This window comes from Phytopseudomonas punonensis, from assembly GCF_900142655.1.
GTDB lineage: Bacteria > Pseudomonadota > Gammaproteobacteria > Pseudomonadales > Pseudomonadaceae > Aquipseudomonas > Aquipseudomonas punonensis.
The window spans coordinates 1,163,217-1,179,465 of sequence record NZ_FRBQ01000001.1; the positions used below are offsets into that span (position 1 = coordinate 1,163,217).

The 16,249-nt window shown below is 63.1% G+C and carries 13 protein-coding genes; 10 read left to right on the plus strand and 3 right to left on the minus strand.

Features of this window, described 5'->3' with window-relative positions; genetic code table 11:
• Positions 1-117: 117 nt before the first annotated feature.
• The 4 genes from coaBC (at position 118) to argB (ending at position 5,344) form a co-directional block, all read left to right on the plus strand.
• Positions 118-1,326, plus strand: coding sequence for a bifunctional phosphopantothenoylcysteine decarboxylase/phosphopantothenate--cysteine ligase CoaBC (gene coaBC, locus BUC40_RS05290; protein ID WP_073263283.1), 1,209 nt, complete (start codon positions 118-120; stop codon positions 1,324-1,326).
• Between the two features lie 31 nt (positions 1,327-1,357).
• Positions 1,358-1,813, plus strand: coding sequence for a dUTP diphosphatase (gene dut / locus BUC40_RS05295; RefSeq protein WP_073263285.1), 456 nt, complete (start codon positions 1,358-1,360; stop codon positions 1,811-1,813).
• A 1,210-nt stretch (positions 1,814-3,023) separates the two neighbouring features.
• Positions 3,024-4,415 (plus strand): phosphomannomutase/phosphoglucomutase, encoded by a 1,392-nt coding sequence (gene algC / locus BUC40_RS22990; protein ID WP_208605754.1) that lies wholly within the window; start codon positions 3,024-3,026, stop codon positions 4,413-4,415.
• A gap of 23 nt (positions 4,416-4,438) precedes the next feature.
• Complete coding sequence (gene argB / locus BUC40_RS05305; protein ID WP_073263289.1) at positions 4,439-5,344, plus strand: acetylglutamate kinase; 906 nt, start codon at positions 4,439-4,441, stop codon at positions 5,342-5,344.
• Positions 5,345-5,573: 229 nt separating this feature from the next.
• Here the strand turns inward: argB and BUC40_RS05310 are convergent, their stop codons facing one another.
• Complete coding sequence (locus BUC40_RS05310) at positions 5,574-6,668, minus strand: TRAP transporter substrate-binding protein (RefSeq protein WP_073263292.1); 1,095 nt, start codon at positions 6,666-6,668, stop codon at positions 5,574-5,576.
• A 226-nt stretch (positions 6,669-6,894) separates the two neighbouring features.
• On the opposite strand from BUC40_RS05310, the gene BUC40_RS05315 reads away from it, so the two are divergent.
• The 4 genes from BUC40_RS05315 (at position 6,895) to yihA (ending at position 10,557) form a co-directional block, all read left to right on the plus strand.
• Complete coding sequence (locus BUC40_RS05315; RefSeq protein ID WP_073263294.1) at positions 6,895-7,440, plus strand: TRAP transporter small permease subunit; 546 nt, start codon at positions 6,895-6,897, stop codon at positions 7,438-7,440.
• Positions 7,433-8,809, plus strand: a complete 1,377-nt coding sequence (locus tag BUC40_RS05320) for a TRAP transporter large permease (RefSeq protein ID WP_073263296.1) — start codon at positions 7,433-7,435, stop codon at positions 8,807-8,809. The genes BUC40_RS05315 and BUC40_RS05320 overlap by 8 nt, the downstream gene beginning before the upstream one ends.
• Positions 8,810-8,918: 109 nt before the next feature.
• Positions 8,919-9,815 (plus strand): D-hexose-6-phosphate mutarotase, encoded by an 897-nt coding sequence (locus BUC40_RS05325; RefSeq protein WP_073263298.1) that lies wholly within the window; start codon positions 8,919-8,921, stop codon positions 9,813-9,815.
• 94 nt (positions 9,816-9,909) lie between these two features.
• A complete protein-coding gene (yihA, locus tag BUC40_RS05330) occupies positions 9,910-10,557 on the plus strand; it encodes a ribosome biogenesis GTP-binding protein YihA/YsxC (RefSeq protein ID WP_073263300.1) in 648 nt (215 codons plus the stop codon).
• A gap of 458 nt (positions 10,558-11,015) precedes the next feature.
• On the opposite strand, the gene polA is transcribed toward yihA, so the two are convergent.
• Complete coding sequence (gene polA / locus BUC40_RS05335; protein ID WP_073263302.1) at positions 11,016-13,889, minus strand: DNA polymerase I; 2,874 nt, start codon at positions 13,887-13,889, stop codon at positions 11,016-11,018.
• A gap of 75 nt (positions 13,890-13,964) precedes the next feature.
• Here polA and BUC40_RS05340 point away from each other — a divergent pair, with 75 nt between their 5' ends.
• Together BUC40_RS05340 and BUC40_RS05345 are read left to right on the plus strand one after the other, a co-directional pair.
• A complete protein-coding gene (locus BUC40_RS05340) occupies positions 13,965-14,249 on the plus strand; it encodes a DUF2782 domain-containing protein (RefSeq protein ID WP_013793388.1) in 285 nt (94 codons plus the stop codon).
• Between the two features lie 12 nt (positions 14,250-14,261).
• The gene (locus BUC40_RS05345; protein ID WP_073263304.1) at positions 14,262-15,212 is read left to right on the plus strand and encodes a homoserine kinase; all 951 of its coding nucleotides are present in this window, start codon (positions 14,262-14,264) and stop codon (positions 15,210-15,212) included.
• 65 nt (positions 15,213-15,277) lie between these two features.
• On the opposite strand, the gene znuA is transcribed toward BUC40_RS05345, so the two are convergent.
• Entirely contained in the window at positions 15,278-16,246 is a 969-nt protein-coding gene (gene znuA / locus BUC40_RS05350; RefSeq protein ID WP_073263899.1) for a zinc ABC transporter substrate-binding protein ZnuA, read from the minus strand.
• Between the last annotated feature and the right edge of the window lie 3 nt (positions 16,247-16,249).

The following is a 16,249-nucleotide window of genomic DNA, read 5'->3' on the forward strand; positions in this document are numbered from 1 at the left end:
CGCGGCGCTGCTCCACTGCTGCCGCTGTGCTATCGTAGCCCGGTTTTTCGCGGGGCGCCGGGGCTGGGGAGGCATCGGCAACCTGCATCTGTAACGGCACACGACAAAGGCAGAGCTATGCAGCGGCTGTATCGCAAACGCATCATTCTCGGCGTGGGTGGCGGCATTGCCGCCTACAAGAGCGCGGAACTGGTCCGCCGACTCAAGGATCAGGGCGCTGAAGTGCGCGTGGTCATGACCCACGGTGGGCGCGAGTTCATTACCCCGCTGACCCTGCAGGCGCTGTCCGGTCACCCGGTGCACCTGGATCTGCTCGACCCGGCGGCTGAAGCTGCCATGGGTCATATCGAACTGGCGCGCTGGGCGGATCTGGTACTGATCGCGCCCGCCACCGCCGACCTGATGGCGCGCCTGGCACAAGGCGTGGCTGATGACCTGCTGACCACCTTGGTGCTGGCCACCGACGCACCTGTCGCCCTGGCGCCGGCGATGAACCAGGCGATGTGGCGCGACCCAGCGACCCTGGCCAACGTCGAGCTGCTGCGCAGCCGCGGCCTGAAAATGTTCGGCCCGGCGTCCGGAAGCCAGGCCTGTGGCGATGTGGGCCTTGGCCGCATGCTCGAAGCCGACGACCTGGCGCAGCTCGCCGCCGACTGCTTCGAGCATCAGGCACTGACCGGCAAACATGTGCTGATCACCGCTGGCCCGACCCAGGAGAACATCGACCCGGTGCGCTACATCACCAACCACAGCTCCGGCAAGATGGGTTTCGCCCTCGCCGAAGCAGCGGTGGAAGCCGGCGCCAAGGTCACCCTGATCAGCGGCCCGGTGCACCTGCCAACGCCGGATCGAGTGAACCGCATCGACGTGGTCAGCGCCCGCGACATGCTCGCCGCCTGCGAAGCCGCAATGCCCTGCGACATCCTGATCGCCGCGGCGGCGGTGGCCGACTACCGGCCGGAAGTTGTCGCCCAGCACAAATTGAAGAAAGACCCCAACAGCGGTGACGGCATGCTGTTGCAGATGGTCCGCAACCCGGACATCCTCGCCACCCTGGCGCACCGCGAAGACCGCCCGTTCAGCGTCGGTTTCGCCGCCGAGACCGAGAACCTGCTGGAGTACGCCTCGCGCAAGCTTAAGGACAAGAACCTCGACCTGATAGTCGCCAACGATGTGGCCAACCCCAGCATCGGCTTCAACAGCGAGGACAACGCGATCACCATCATTGATCGCGGGCTGCAGCAGAGCAGCTTCGCGCAGACCAGCAAGGGCAAGATTGCCCGCCAACTGATGAGCTTTATCGCTGCGCAACAGACCAAACCCTGACATTCATCTGTACGGAAAACCTGATCGCCCCATGCACGCCCTACAAGCCAAGATTCTCGACCCCCGCCTCGGTACCGACTTCCCGATGCCCGCCTACGCCACACCAGGTTCGGCAGGCCTTGATCTGCGTGCCATGCTTAAGGAAGACCTGACTCTGGAGCCGGGCCAAACGGTGCTGATTCCTACCGGCCTGGCCGTGCATGTCGCCAACCCTGGCCTGGCTGCGTTGATCCTGCCGCGCTCGGGGCTGGGCCACAAACATGGCATCGTGCTCGGCAATCTGGTCGGCCTGATCGACTCCGACTACCAGGGCGAGCTGATGGTGTCGTGCTGGAACCGCGGCAATACCGCTTTCAAGATGGCCATAGGTGAACGCATCGCCCAGCTGGTGCTGGTCCCGGTAGTACAGGCACGCTTCGAAGTGGTCGAGGAATTCGACGACAGCGAGCGCGGCGCCGGCGGCTTCGGTCACTCGGGCAGCCACTGATACACCCCACATCGCCAGGAGACGTCGGATGAAAGGCTTCAAACGCGCGCCCAAGGAAGAACGCCCTGGCGAATCGCAAGGCAACCCGCAGGCCAAGCAAAAGGTACCTGCCGATCTGCTGCCCGGCGCAATCGTCGCAGTCTTTGGCGTGGCCCTGGCCGGCGCCATCCTGTGGTTCACCGCTGTCAGCCCGGCTCAGCAGCTGCAGCAACAACAGCTCAGCCAAGCCTGGGGCAGCAGCCAGGCCGCCAGCCTGCAGCAGGCGCTCAAGCAGCTCAGCGCCGACACCCTCGCCGCGGCACGCAACCCGGTGCTCTCACAAGCGCTGCAAAGCGGCGATGAAGCGCAGTTGCGCGACGCCGAGAGCGGCCTGCGCTACTGGGGCGGCGTGGTCGATGCCCAGCTCAACCTGCCAGGCCAGGCGGTGCCGGACAGCTCGCGCAGCGCGCCGATGAACTTCGCCGCGCTGGATCTGCTGCGCCGCCTCGAAGCCGGCCAGGCGCCGGCAGTGGAAGCCTATAAAGTCGGCGAGCGCTGGCTGGCCTACAGCGTGGCGCCGGTGCGCCAGGACGATAAACAGCCGATGGCCGGCACCCTGCTGCTGGCGGTCGACCTCAATCGAGTGCTGGGCAACCTGCCGCCACTGCCGGCCGATGTCGGGCAAATCCAGCTGGTGCAGCGCTTCGACGCTGGCGCGGCCCAGGTACTGATCCAGCGTGGCCAGGCCGAGGGCACGGCGCAGCCATTCGCCACCGGCAACCCGCATTGGACGCTGAACTTCACACCGGCCGCTGGGCTTGGCGCCACCGGCCTGTCGCCGACGCTGCTGGGCCTTGCCCTGCTAGTCGCGCTGCTCGGAGCGCTGGCCGGAATTTATGTGGTCAGCCGCCGCCTGCAACAGCGCGTGGATCGCGACGCCGCGCAATTGGCCGAGCTGGTGAAAGAACTCTCTGCGGGCAAAGCCGTCAAAGCCTTCAGCTTGAGCCTGCCCGCCCTGCATAACCTGGCACAGAGCCTCAGCCGACTGCCCCGTCGCGCCCAGGAACCCGTGGCCACCCGCCCGGCCCCCGTCGCCAGTGAAACACCCAGTAGTCGCGTCGCAGCCAAGCCAGCGGATCTTGTAAATCCGCTGTTTCAAGACACCGATATTCTCGATATCGACATCCTCGACGACGACCAGGATCTCCTGGGACTGGAGCAGACACCGATCATGACCGCGCCGCAAGCCCCGAAACTCCCAGCAGACATCTTCCGAGCCTATGACATCCGTGGTGTGGTAGGCGCAGGCCTGACCCCGGAAACCGCATACTGGATCGGCCGTGCCATCGGCTCGCAGAGTCTTGCCGAAGGCGAGCCGAACGTCTCCGTTGGCCGTGACGGTCGCCTGTCCGGCCCAAGCCTGGTGGAGCAGCTGATTCAGGGCCTCGCCGACAGCGGCTGCCAGGTCAGCGATGTCGGCATGGTGCCGACTCCGGTGGTCTACTACGCCGCCCACGTGTTGGCCGGCAAGACCGCGGTGATGCTCACCGGCAGCCATAACCCGCCGGACTACAACGGCTTCAAGATCGTCATCGCTGGCGACACCCTGGCCAACGAACAGATTCAAGCCCTGAAGACCCGCATCGACACCAACGACCTGAGCAGCGGTGAAGGCAGCGTAGAGTCCGTCGACCTGCTGCCGCGCTATCTGGAGCAGATCCGCAGCGACATCGCCATGGCCAAGCCACTGCGCGTGGTAGTTGATTGCGGCAACGGCGCCGCCGGGGTTATCGCTCCGCAGCTGATCGAAGCCCTCGGCTGCAAGGTGATCCCGCTGTACTGCGACGTCGACGGCAACTTCCCCAACCATCACCCGGACCCGGGTAAACCCGAGAACCTGGTCGACCTGATCGCCAAGGTCAAGGAAGAGAACGCCGATATCGGCCTGGCCTTTGACGGCGACGGTGATCGCGTGGGCGTAGTGACCAACACCGGCACCATCGTCTACCCGGACCGCCTGCTGATGCTGTTCGCCAAGGACGTGGTATCGCGTAATCCGGGCGCCGACATCATCTTCGACGTCAAATGCACCCGTCGCCTGACTCCGCTGATCAGCGGTTACGGTGGCCGCCCGGTAATGTGGAAAACCGGCCACTCGCTGATCAAGAAGAAGATGAAGGAAACCGGCGCCCTGTTGGCCGGTGAAATGAGCGGCCATGTGTTCTTCAAGGAGCGCTGGTTCGGTTTCGACGACGGCATCTATTCGGCCGCCCGTCTGCTGGAGATTCTCAGCCAGGACAAACGCACCGCCGAGCAAGTATTCGCCGCGTTCCCCAACGACGTGTCGACACCGGAAATCAACGTGCAGGTCACCGAGCAGACCAAGTTCCCGATCATCGAACGCCTGCAGCGTGAAGGCCAGTGGGGCGAAGGCAGTGTGACCACCCTCGATGGTGTACGCGTCGACTACCCGAAAGGTTGGGGCTTGGTACGCGCCTCCAACACCACGCCGGTTCTGGTGCTGCGCTTCGAAGCGGAAAGCCAGGCCGAGCTCGAGCGGATCCAGGAACTGTTCCGCTCGCAGATGCACAACGTTGCCCCTGACGTCCAACTACCGTTCTGACCTGTCCAGCACTGGAGCCCCGCATGACCCTAGAGCGTGAAGCCGCCACCAACGTCGCCAAGGTTCTGTCCGAAGCACTGCCGTACATCCGTCGCTTCGTTGGCAAGACCCTGGTGATCAAATACGGCGGCAACGCCATGGAAAGTGACGACCTCAAGGAAGGCTTCGCGCGCGACATCGTGCTGATGAAGGCGGTCGGCATCAACCCGGTGGTGGTACACGGCGGCGGCCCGCAGATCGGTGATCTGCTCAAACGCCTGAGCATCGAAAGCCACTTCATCGATGGCATGCGCGTCACCGATGCCGCGACCATGGATGTAGTGGAAATGGTGCTCGGCGGCCAGGTCAACAAGGACATCGTCAACCTGATCAACCGTCATGGCGGCAGCGCCATCGGCCTGACGGGTAAGGATGCCGAGCTGATCCGCGCGCGCAAGCTCACCGTCAGCCGGCAAACACCGGAAATGACCCAGCCGGAAATCATCGATATCGGTCATGTCGGTGAAGTCACCGGGGTGAATACCGACCTGCTGAACATGCTGGCCAAGGGTGACTTCATTCCCGTGATCGCGCCGATTGGCGTGGGCCCGAAAGGTGAGTCCTACAACATCAACGCCGACCTGGTGGCTGGCAAAGTCGCCGAAGCGCTGAAAGCCGAAAAGCTGATGCTGCTGACCAACATCGCCGGCCTGATGGACAAGCAGGGAGAAGTACTCACCGGTCTGAGCACCGAGCAGGTTAACGAGCTGATCGCTGATGGCACCATCTACGGCGGCATGCTGCCGAAGATCAAATGTGCGCTGGAAGCGGTACAGGGTGGCGTGACCAGCTCGCACATCATCGACGGCCGCGTGCCGAATGCGGTGCTGCTGGAGATCTTCACCGATGTCGGTAACGGCACCATGATCAGCAATCGCAAGCGTCCCTGATCACGGGACGCAGAAATGACAACGCCGGCGCTGAGCCGGCGTTGTCATTTCTGCGGCATTAATTTCGCGGCAGTTTTTATCGGCTCTGATTGTTTGTTAGATGGCGAAAACGGCCGTTCGCGGTCTCGTGGGAGCGGCTTTAGCCGCGAGCTCTTTACGCCTAGCCAGGCACAATCGAGGCTAAAGCCTCTCCCACGAATGAACGGCCGCTTTTGCCTTAATCAGCCCATCAACGAATCGCGTAGATATCCTTCTCGTTGGCCTCGGCGTATTCGTACAAACGCGCCAGGTAGGCTTTCTGCTGCTGCCAGACCTTCTGCGCAGCCGGATCGGCAGCAGCAGCAGCGTCGACTACGCCGGCGGACACCTCCTTGAGCTTGGCGAGCACTTCATCCGGCAGACGGCGCACATCGACACCCTCCTTCTTGAGTTGCTCCATGGCCTCCATGTTCTTGGCGTTGTAGTCATCAAGCATGTCGGCGTTGACGTCACGGGCCGCGGCGCGAACGATAGCCTGCAGGTCGGCCGGCAGGGTTTCCCAGGCCTTGATGTTGATGTCCAGCTCGAAGGTGACGTTCGGCTCCTGCCAACCCGGCGTGTAGTAGTACTTGGCCGCCTTGTGCAGGCCCAGCGCCTGGTCGTTGTACGGGCCGATCCATTCGGTAGCGTCGATGGCGCCGGTCTGCAGGGCAGTGAATATCTCGCCAGCCGGCATGTTGACCACGGTGCCACCGACCCTGGTCAGCACTTCGCCGCCCAGGCCAGGGGTGCGCATTTTCAGGCCCTTGAGATCATCGACCGAGTTGATTTCCTTGTTGAACCAGCCAGCGGTCTGTACGCCGGTGGCGCCACAGGCCATCGGCAACACGCCGTAGGGCTTGTAGACCTCTTCCCAGAGCTGGATGCCGCCGCCGTAGTGCAGCCAGGCGTTCATTTCCTGGGCGTTGGGGCCGAATGGCAGGGCGCAGAAGAACTGTGCGGCCGGCACCTTGCCTTTCCAGTAGTAGGGGGCGCCGTGGCCCATCTCGGCAGTGCCGCGCGATACCGCATCGAACACTTCCAGAGCCGGCACCAGTTCACCGGCGGCGTAGACCTTGACCTTCAGGCGGCCGTTGCTCATCTGTTCGACCAGCTTGGCGAAGCGCTCGGCGCCCACACCCACGCCGGGGAAGTTCTTCGGCCAAGAGGTGACCATTTTCCAGGTGAACGATTTGGCCTCTTCGGCAGGTCTGGCGGCATTGGCGCCGGCCTCCTCCTTGCACCCGACCAATGCCCCGGCTGCAATGCCGACACCCGCAGCAGCCAGTATCTGGCGACGTTTCATAGGTAGCTCCTTTTGTTGTTGTAATAGTTTTTGCCCAGCACGCAATGGGCGGTCGCCGCCCGAACGCTCAAGCCTCGCGACACGCGCAAATGTGGCTACATTAGAAGCAAGCTGACATCAGGTATAGCAAAGCTGACTAAAGTCGTACGGCGATTGCTGTTTCAGCGGGTAACTGCCTAGAATCAGCCGCTTTTGCCAACACTCCCGATAACTATAAGGACGATCTATGTCCAACTCGCCTTCACTTCCCCTGAGCCTGGCCAGAACCATCGACGCGATCAACAGCGCCATTGGCAAGGCATGCTCATGGCTGACTCTGTTTCTGGTGCTGGGCACCACCATCGTCGTGGTGCTGCGCTACGGCTTCGGTATCGGCGCAACCGCCCTGCAGGAAGCGGTGCTCTACGCACACGCCCTGGTCTTCATGGGCGCCGCAGCCTGGGCGCTGCAACGCAATGCCCACGTGCGTGTGGACATCTTCTACCAGCAATTCAGCGGCCGCCGTCAGGCGCTGGTCGAGATAATGGGCAACGTCTTGTTTCTTTTGCCCGTCTGCCTATTCCTCGGCTGGGCGAGTTGGGATTACGTGAGCAATGCGTGGGCAACCTATGAAGGCTCCAGCGAATCGGGCGGCCTGAAATTCGTTTATCTGCAGAAGAGCATCATCTTGTTGCTGGTCGTTAGCCTGACGCTCCAGGGCGTTTCCAACCTGATCAAGGCGATCTATATCATCACCGGCCGCCTGCCCGCCGCGGAGGTGAAACATGGCTGAGTTAATGGCAATACTGCTGTTCGCCAGCATCTGCGTGGCACTGATGGCCGGTTACCCGGTGGCCTTCACACTCGGTGGCGTGTCCTTGCTGTTCGCTGGTATCGGCATTGCCACCGGCAGCTTCGACCCTGGCTACTTGAGCGCCCTGCCCAACCGTCTGTTCGGCATCATGAACAACCAGACCATGCTGGCCGTGCCGCTGTTCGTGTTCATGGGCGTGATGCTGGAGCGCTCGCGCGTGGCCGAAGACTTGCTCGAATCAATGTCGCGCCTGTTCGGCACCTTGCGCGGCGGTCTGGCGATTTCGGTCTGCGTGGTGGGCGCGCTGCTCGCGGCCAGCACCGGCATCGTCGGCGCCACCGTGGTGACCATGGGTCTACTGGCCCTGCCGACCATGCTGCGCCGCGGTTATGACCCGGCCATCTCTACCGGCACGCTGGCGGCGACTGGCACCCTGGGCCAGATCATCCCGCCTTCCATCGTACTGGTGCTGCTGGGCGACGTGATGTCGAGCGCCTATCAGCAGGCGCAATTGAAGATGGGCATCTTCTCACCGAAGACCGTCTCGGTCGGCGATCTGTTCGTCGGTGCCCTGCTGCCAGGCCTGCTACTAGTAGGCCTGTATATCGTCTACATCATCGCCGTAGCGATCCTGCAGCCGAAGAAGCTGCCTGCGCTGCCCAAGGAAGAACTCGGTGACGTCGAGTGGGGCAAGCTGCTGAAAGCCTTGGTGCCGCCGCTGGTGCTTATCGGTGCAGTACTTGGCTCGATCCTGGCGGGTTATGCGACCCCGACCGAAGCCGCTGCACTTGGCGCGGTAGGTGCCATGCTGCTGGCACTGTTCAAGGGGAAGCTGAATTTCGGACAACTTCGTGACGTGGCCTACGGCACTACTGAAATCAGCGCGATGGTGTTCATGATCCTGATCGGCGCCTCGCTGTTCTCGCTGGTGTTCCGCGGTTTCGGCGGCGAAGCACTGATCGAGGACGTGTTCGCACAGCTGCCAGGCGGCGTGCTCGGCGCATTCTTCCTGGTCATGCTGGTGATCTTCCTGCTCGGCTTCATTCTCGACTTCATCGAAATCACTTTCGTGGTGGTGCCAATCGTCGGCCCCGTACTGCTGGCCATGGGCCTTGACCCGGTCTGGCTCGGCGTGATGATCGCGCTCAACCTGCAGACCTCGTTCCTGACGCCCCCCTTCGGCTTCGCGCTGTTCTATCTACGCGGTGTCACGCCGCCCAGCATACCGACCAGCACCATCTACAAGGGCGTGGTGCCGTTTATCCTGATACAGCTGTTGCTGCTGGTGATCGCCTACATTTTCCCAGGATTGATTACCTGGTTGCCGGAGCAAGTCTACGGTTCTTGACTGCCTGGCAGCATAAACGCCCGTTTCGACGGGCGTTTTTTATGGGCACTGGCGAACCTCGCCGCCGCCTCGTGGCCCAACAGCCAATCTCTACAGGAGCAGCACGTCCATGAGCACCACCAACGAACGCATCCAGCTGGGCGACCTGGTCTGCTGGCGCATCCATCATGCCGGCGCCGAGCTGTTGGTCAGTGAGCAAGGCGCGCAGATCCTTCGCTATAAGCCTACCAAGGGTGAGCCGCTGATCTGGCTCAGCGAAGAGGCGGCATACGAAACCGGAAAGAGCGTACGCGGCGGCGTGCCGGTGTGCTGGCCCTGGTTCGGCGACCTGCAGCGCAACCCAGACGCCATCCGCGCCACGTACACCCGCCCTGATCAGGCTCCGGCCCACGGCCTGGTGCGCGACCAGGCTTGGCAATTGATCGGCCTGAATACCGAAGAAGATGGCGTGACACTGTCGTTCGCCTTCGACACCGCCGCCCAGCCGATTGCCGAATGGCCGCATGCCGCCGAGCTGCAGCTGGACATCCACCTCGGCGAGCGCCTGAAGCTGATCCTGACCACCCGCAACCTGGGCGACAACGAACTGCCGATCAGCCAGGCGCTGCACACCTACTTCGCGGTCAGCGATATCCGCAAGGTACAGATCGAAGGCCTGGACGCCTGCCGCTACGTCGACACCCTGCAGGACTGGAAGAAAGTGCGCCAGAAAGGCCCGGTGACCTTCAGCGGCGAAACCGACCGCATCTACCTCGACACGCCGCAACAGCTGAGCATCGTCGACCCGCTCTGGAAGCGGCGCATTGTCATGCGTAGCGAAGGCTCGGCCTCAGCGGTGGTGTGGAACCCGTGGATCGCCAAGGCCAAGCGCCTCTCGCAATTTGCCGACGACGCCTGGCAGGGCATGCTCTGCATCGAGCACGCCAACGTGCTGGACGACTCGCTGATCCTCGCACCGGGAGCCGAATACCGCCTCGACGTCACGCTGTGGTCGCAAGCACTTTGAGATGACGTGCCTTCAAGGCAGTCAGGCTGCGCGGGTCAGCAAGCCCCCAGCCTGTTAGACTGCCGCGATGCACGCCCCATCACCGGATACCCCGATGCAAGCAAAGAACCCTGCAATCGGCTTGTGTCAGCAAGCCACCTTTCTGATCAGCGCCGCCAAGGTCGACCAATGCCCGGACGACCAGGGCTATGAAGTCGCCTTCGCTGGCCGCTCCAACGCCGGCAAGTCCAGCGCGCTGAACACCCTGACCCACGCCAGCCTGGCTCGTACCTCGAAAACCCCGGGGCGCACTCAGCTGCTGAACTTCTTCCGCCTGGACGAAGAGCGCCGCCTGGTCGACCTGCCTGGTTACGGCTACGCCAAAGTGCCGATCCCGCTCAAGCTGCACTGGCAGAAACACCTCGAGGCCTACTTGGGTAGCCGTGAGAGCCTGCGCGGCCTGATGCTGATGATGGACATCCGCCATCCGCTGACCGAGTTCGACCGCATGATGCTCGACTGGTCGGGCGCCAGCGGCATGCCGATGCACATCCTGCTGACCAAGGCCGACAAGCTGGCCTTTGGCGCGGCGAAAACCACCTTGCTCAAGGTGCAGCAGGAGATCCGCAAGGGGTGGGGCGATCACGTCAGCATCCAACTGTTCTCGGCGCCCAAGCGCATTGGCGTGGAAGACGCGCAGACCGTTCTCGGCCACTGGCTGGGCCTGATCGGCGAAGAAGACGACGACCAAGCCGAAGACTGATGCGCTTGTAGTAGCCCGTGGTCGAGCGTAGCGACACCCGGGAGTAGCCACATGCTCTTCCTGGGTATCGCTACGCTCAACGCCAGGCTACATCTTGAAACGCCCCGCAAACGCGGGGCGTTTTGCGTTGCGCTCTGCCGAGGAGCGGCTAGGCTCCAGGGAGGAATGGGTGAACTAGGGCTGCCGGCACTTTTCTGCAGGCAAAAAAAACCCCGAACTTCGTATGGGGAGGGAGAAGATCGGGGTTTAAGGGTCTGAACCGCTAGGGCGGGGCTCAGATGTCTGCCAACACTTAACACAACAAAGGAGCATCGAAGGGCTTTATGGGCCATTCGTAAACTCTGACCGGGCGTCCAGAAGTAAAGTTCAGCGGCCCTTAGATTCCTTTGTTTGGTCTTAATAACCATTAAGACCGCCCAGTACTAACTGATAACGGGACGCAGCAGCGCCCCGACAGATCAGTGAGCTTCATCCCAGTTGTTGCCGACGCCGACTTCGACCAGCAGTGGTACATCGAGCTTCACGGTCTCGCCCATCAGCGGACGAATCTGCGCGCTAACCTGCTCGACCAGATCCTCGCGCACCTCCAGCACCAGTTCATCGTGCACCTGCAGGATCACCCGGGCGTCCAGCCCGGATTCGCTCAGCCACTCATCCACCGCCACCATGGCCTTCTTGATGATATCCGCTGCGGTGCCCTGCATCGGCGCGTTGATCGCCGTGCGCTCGGCACCGGCGCGCTCCTGCGGCCGGCTGGAGTTGATCGCCGGCAGGTACAGGCGACGGCCGAACAGAGTCTCCACGTAACCCTGCTCCGCCGCCTGGCGACGGGTACGGTCCATGTACTCGCGCACGCCCGGGTAACGGGCGAAGTAGGTTTCGATATAGGCCTTGGCGGTCTTGTTGTCGACGCCGATGTCCTTGGCCAGCTTCTGCGCGCCCATGCCGTAGATCAGGCCAAAGTTGATTGCCTTGGCACTGCGGCGCTGATCGTTGGTGACCTGATCCAGCTCGACCTTGAATACTTCCGCAGCGGTCGCGGTGTGTACGTCGAGGTTGTCGCGGAAGGCGTTCATCAATCCTTCGTCGCGAGACAGGTGCGCCATGATGCGCAACTCGATCTGCGAATAGTCCGCCGCCACCAGCTTGTAGCCCTTCGGCGCCACGAAGGCCTGGCGAATGCGCCGGCCCTCGGCGCTGCGGATCGGAATGTTCTGCAGGTTCGGGTCACTGGACGACAGCCGCCCGGTAGACGCCACGGCCTGTTGATAACTGGTGTGGATACGCCCGGTACGCGGGTTGATCTGCTCCGGCAGGCGATCGGTGTAAGTACTCTTGAGCTTGCTCAGGCTGCGGTACTGCATCAGCACCTTGGGCAGTTCGTAATCCTGCTCGGCCAGCTCGGCGAGCACCGCTTCGGCGGTCGAGGCCTGGCCCTTGGCGGTCTTGCTGATAATCGGCAAGCCGAGCTTTTCATAAAGGATGGCGCCGAGCTGCTTGGGCGAGCCGAGGTTGAACTCCTCCCCCGCCACTTCAAACGCCTGGCGCTCCAAGGCCACCAGCTTCTCGCCGAGTTCCCTGCTGTGCTCGCCGAGCAGCTTGGCGTCGACCAGCGCGCCATTGCGCTCGATACGCGCCAGCACCGGCACCAGCGGGATCTCGATATCGCGCAGCACGCTGGCGACGCTCGGCTGTTGCTCCAGGCGGCTCCACAGATTCTGGTGCAGGCGCAGGGTCACGTCGGCATCTTCTGCGGCGTAAGGGCCGGCCTGTTCCAGAGCGATCTGGTCGAAGGTCAGCTGCTTGGCGCCCTTGCCGGCGATACCCTCGAAACGAATGGTGCTGTGCCCCAGGTACTTGAGCGACAGGCTGTCCATGTCGTGACGGGTGGCGGTGGAGTCCAGCACGTAGGATTCGAGCATGGTGTCGAACGCCACGCCCTGCACGTTGATCGGCGTGGTGGCATTGGCCAGTACGTTGATGTCGTATTTGGCGTGCTGGCCGACCTTGGCCTTGTTCGGGTCTTCGAGAATCGGCTTGAGCGCGCGCAGCACGGCATCGCGATCGAGCTGCTGCGGCACGCCCATATAGCTGTGCGCGACCGGCACATACACTGCCTCGCCGGCCTTGACCGCGAACGATAGACCAACGAGCTGCGCCTGCTGGGCGTCGACGCTGGTGGTTTCGGTGTCGAAGGCGATCAGCTCGGCCTGCTTGAGGTCCTCCAACAGGGTATCGAACTCGCCCTGCTCAAGAATCGTGCGGTACTCACCCGCGACCATGGTCGCCTGATCATCGGTCGCTGCCTGCTGTACGTCGGCGGCGGCTTCGACTGCCGGGACTTCACCCTGTGCCTCGCCCGGCTCGCCACTGGCCGCCGCACTGAACAAGTCACCGGCCGGCGGCGCGAGTTCCAATTTGGCGGCCGACTTGGCTTTCGGCGCAGCGCTCTTGGTCTGGCGCAGCAGCTCGTCGAGCCAGCCTTTGAACTCCAGATCCTCGTAGAGCGGGCGCAGCACCTCGATATCCGGCTCGCCGGGCATCAGTTGCGAGCAGTTCAGGTCCAGCGGCACATCCAGTTTGATGGTCGCCAGTTTGTAAGACAGATAAGCCATCTCACGGTGTTCTGCGAGCTTGGCGGGCAGCGTCTTGGCGCCACGAATCGGCAGGTCGGGCACCTTGTCGAGGTTGGCGTAGATCACGTCCAGGCCGCCGCCAATGCCGACCAGCAGGCCCAGCGCAGTCTTCTCGCCCACACCCGGCACGCCGGGAATGTTGTCGATCTTGTCGCCCATCAGCGCCAGGTAGTCGATGATCAGCTCAGGGCCGACGCCGAACTTCTCCTTCACACCCTCGATGTCGTAGACGCTGCCGGTCATGGTGTTGACCAGGGTGACGTGCTTGCAGACCAGCTGCGCCATGTCCTTGTCGCCGGTGGAAATCACCACGTCGCGACCCTCGGCGGCGCTCTGCCGGGCCAGAGTGCCGATCACGTCGTCAGCTTCCACCCCTTCCACGCAAAGCAACGGTAGACCCAGACCGCGCACGCTGGCGTGCAGCGGCTCGACCTGCAGGCGCAACTCGTCGGGCATTGGCGGGCGGTTGGCCTTGTAGTCGGCGAACATTTCATCGCGAAAGGTGCCGCCTTTGGCATCGAAGACCACGGCGAAGGGGCTGTCCGGATACTGCCGGCGCAGGCTGCGCAGCATGTTCAGTACGCCCTTCACCGCGCCAGTGGGCAGGCCCTTGGAATTGGTCAGTGGCGGCAGGGCGTGAAAGGCGCGGTACAGATAAGAAGAACCGTCGACCAGGACGAGGGGAGCTTGGCTCATGAGGGCAATCAACCTTTTCGGCGGGCGTGGCGCTAGAATACGCGGCACCGTTGATATCAAAGGGACAAGGTTACCATGGGACCATTCAATCGCTTGATCCTGCTTGCCGTGCTGGCTGCCGTGCCGTTCGCCGCGCAGGCCAGTGATGCGCCCTCGGCCGAGCCCGATGTAACCATCCGCCAGGACGGCGACCGCACCGTGGAGGAGTACCGGGTCAACGGCTTCCTCTACGCCATCAAGGTCACCCCCAAGGGTGGCAAACCCTATTTCCTGGTACGGGCCGACGGCAGCGACGGCAATTTCGTGCGTTCCGATTCGCCGGATATGTTGATTCCGGCCTGGGAAATCTTCAGCTGGTAAGGCAGTCAATTCATGTCGGTGTTCACCCCGCTGCAACGTCCGCAACTGGAAACCTTTCTCGCGCCTTACGGGCTCGGCCGCCTGCTCGACTTTCAGGGCATCGAGGCCGGTAGCGAGAACAGCAATTTCTTCGTCAGCCTGGAACAGGGCGAGTTCGTGCTCACCTTGATCGAGCGCGGGCCGAGCGAGGATCTGCCGTTCTTCATCGAGCTGCTCGATGTTCTCCACGAGGCAGGGCTGCCCGTTCCGTATGCCTTGCGCACTGACAACGACGAAGCGCTGCGCAGCCTGGCCGGCAAGCCGGCGCTGCTGCAACCGCGGCTGAGCGGCAAGCACGTGCGCGACGTCAATGCCCAGCATTGCCATGAAGTGGGCGAGCTGCTGGCGCGCATTCACCTGGCGACCCGCGACCACCCGCTGCAGCGCAAGAGCGACCGCGGTCTGGAATGGATGCTGCGCGAGGGCAAGGTGCTGGCCACACACCAGACGCCGGAGGCCACCGCGCTGCTGGAAAGCGCGCTGGCGGAAATCGCCGCCGTGCAGGAGCAGGTGCGCAAACTGCCGCGCGCCAACCTGCACGCCGACTTGTTCCGCGACAACTGCATGTTCGAAGGCACCCACCTGAGCGGGGTGATCGACTTCTATAACGCCTGCTCGGGGCCGATGCTCTACGACCTGGCGATCACCGTGAACGACTGGTGCTCGGACGAACAAGGCCGCCTGGATGAAGCGCGCGCTCGCGCCGTGATGGGCGCCTATGCCGCGCTGCGCCCGTTCACTGCCGCGGAAGCGGAAATCTGGCCAGCCATGCTGCGCATCGCCTGCGTGCGTTTCTGGCTGTCGCGCCTGATCGCCGCCGAGGCCTTTGCCGGCCAGGACGTGCTGATCCACGATCCGGGCGAGTTCCAGCGCCGCCTGGCCGCACGCCAGCAGGTCAGCCTGACGTTGCCGTTCGCGCTTTAAGCTCTCCGGCAGAACGTTCGCTGATCGCTGGCAAGCGTTCTGCCTGGTCTGTTCACGACTATGCCTTAAAGCTTACCGAGGCAGGCGCTGAACCCATCGGCAAGGTTCTGCAGCATGCCCTCGTAACCGCTTGCACTGACAGGCACTACGGCGCCCATAGCATCCAGCTCGGCCAGCGTTGCTGGCAGACCGGCGGTCAGCGTTTCCGCCAGGCGTGGGCGCAGCGGCGGCTCGCTGAACACGCAGCTGGGCCCGACTTCCTGCAAGCGCTCACGCATGGCCGCCACATGGCGAGCACCCGGCTGAACCTCGCTGGCCACGCTGAATACGCCGACATGCTTGAGGCCATAGGCAGACTCGAAGTAGTCGAACGCTTCGTGGAACACGAAGAACGGTTTGCCGGCCAACGGCTCCAGCTGGGCCTGCAGACGCGGCTCCAGAGAGTCCAGACGCTTGCCGAACGATTCGAGGTTGGCGGCGTAACGCGGCGCATTGGCCGGGTCGGCTTCTCTCAGGTCAGCCGCCATGCGCGCGGCAATCACCCGCGCATTGGCTGCGGACAACCAGAGGTGGGCATCCAGGCTGCCGGGGCGATGGTCATGGTCATGCTCGTCGGCCGGCTCCTGCGCATGCGCTGCATCGTGATCGTGATCGTGATCGTGATCGTGATCGTGGCCATGCTCCTCGCCGAAATGCCGCAGCGTCATGCCCGGCAAGCTCTGCACGGCTACGCTGGGCTTCTCTCGGGTGGCCAGCACGCGGGGCATGAAGCTCTCCATGTCCGGGCCGATCCAGTAAACCAGGTCGACTTCCTGCACCCGGCGCATGTCGGAAGGCCGCAGCGCGTAATTATGCGGCGACGCGCCCGGCGGCAGCAGCGCTTCAGGCTCGCCGACGCCGTCCTGCACGGCCGCGGCAATCAGTTGCAACGGTTTGATGCTGGTCAGCACACGCACCTCGGCATGGGCGGCGCCTGCAGCGATGAATAGAGCGCAGGAAAGAATCAGAGACGCGGGAGAAAACAGGCGCGGCAACAT

Excerpts from the sequence above, each read along its gene's own strand:
- coaBC (WP_073263283.1), top strand. The coding sequence starts at position 118 with ATGCAGCGGCTGTATCGCAAACGCATCATTCTCGGCGTGGGTGGCGGC.
- dut (WP_073263285.1), top strand. The coding sequence starts at position 1,358 with ATGCACGCCCTACAAGCCAAGATTCTCGACCCCCGCCTCGGTACCGAC.
- algC (WP_208605754.1), top strand. The coding sequence starts at position 3,024 with ATGACCGCGCCGCAAGCCCCGAAACTCCCAGCAGACATCTTCCGAGCC.
- argB (WP_073263289.1), top strand. The coding sequence starts at position 4,439 with ATGACCCTAGAGCGTGAAGCCGCCACCAACGTCGCCAAGGTTCTGTCC.
- BUC40_RS05310 (WP_073263292.1), bottom strand. The coding sequence starts at position 6,668 with ATGAAACGTCGCCAGATACTGGCTGCTGCGGGTGTCGGCATTGCAGCC.
- BUC40_RS05315 (WP_073263294.1), top strand. The coding sequence starts at position 6,895 with ATGTCCAACTCGCCTTCACTTCCCCTGAGCCTGGCCAGAACCATCGAC.
- BUC40_RS05320 (WP_073263296.1), top strand. The coding sequence starts at position 7,433 with ATGGCTGAGTTAATGGCAATACTGCTGTTCGCCAGCATCTGCGTGGCA.
- BUC40_RS05325 (WP_073263298.1), top strand. The coding sequence starts at position 8,919 with ATGAGCACCACCAACGAACGCATCCAGCTGGGCGACCTGGTCTGCTGG.
- yihA (WP_073263300.1), top strand. The coding sequence starts at position 9,910 with ATGCAAGCAAAGAACCCTGCAATCGGCTTGTGTCAGCAAGCCACCTTT.
- polA (WP_073263302.1), bottom strand. The coding sequence starts at position 13,889 with ATGAGCCAAGCTCCCCTCGTCCTGGTCGACGGTTCTTCTTATCTGTAC.
- BUC40_RS05340 (WP_013793388.1), top strand. The coding sequence starts at position 13,965 with ATGGGACCATTCAATCGCTTGATCCTGCTTGCCGTGCTGGCTGCCGTG.
- BUC40_RS05345 (WP_073263304.1), top strand. The coding sequence starts at position 14,262 with ATGTCGGTGTTCACCCCGCTGCAACGTCCGCAACTGGAAACCTTTCTC.